Below are 661 nucleotides of genomic sequence, written 5' to 3' on the forward strand. Positions count from 1 at the left end.
CGGTGGTCTGCCACAGCGCGAGTCCGAGAGCAACGGTCTGCCGCAGCGGTCGCCGGGATCGGCGGCGGCGTCGAGCGGGCTCAGCCTGCCGCAGCGCCAGCCGGGTGCGGGACTGCCCCCGCGTCCGGCCCCGACACCGGGACTGAGCCTGCCGCAACGGGAACCGTCGCACGCCGAGGCCGACAAGTCCGCGGATTCGGGTACCGGCGAGGCGCGCGAGCCGGGCCGGCACAGTTTCAAGTCGAATCCGGAGAAGACCGCCTCGTTCTTCCAGACCCGGCTGCAGCCGGCGGACGAGGCCGATTCGGTGATGGGTGGCACGCCGATTTTCGCCGAGATGATGTCGGCGTGGCTGTCGGATCCGAATTCGGACCGGTCCCAGGTGGCCGCCTCCTTCGAATCACCGGGTGACGAAGGTTGGCAGGCCGCTCGCCGTGCCGTAGAGGCCGAACCGGAAAAACGGACGGCGGCGGGATTGCCACAGCGCGATCCGGGTAATCGGCTGGTTCCCGGTGGTGTCATCGGAAAGGCCGATCGCACACCGAGCCGTGACGCAGAATCCATCAGGTCAAGTCTGAGTCGTCACCAGCAAGGCGTTCGGGATGGCCGCGCAATGAGAGCAATGAACCTAACCGGAGATAAAGGAGACCGATGAACCCCG

Annotated in this window: 1 pseudogene; it reads left to right on the plus strand. The window is 67.6% G+C overall.

The features are described 5' to 3' along the window. Window positions 1-655, plus strand: a pseudogene (locus NM1_RS43675) (sensor histidine kinase); the annotation flags it as partial. Between the last annotated feature and the right edge of the window lie 6 nt (window positions 656-661).

It is taken from the genome of Nocardia mexicana NBRC 108244, assembly GCF_001613165.1.
GTDB lineage: Bacteria > Actinomycetota > Actinomycetes > Mycobacteriales > Mycobacteriaceae > Nocardia > Nocardia mexicana.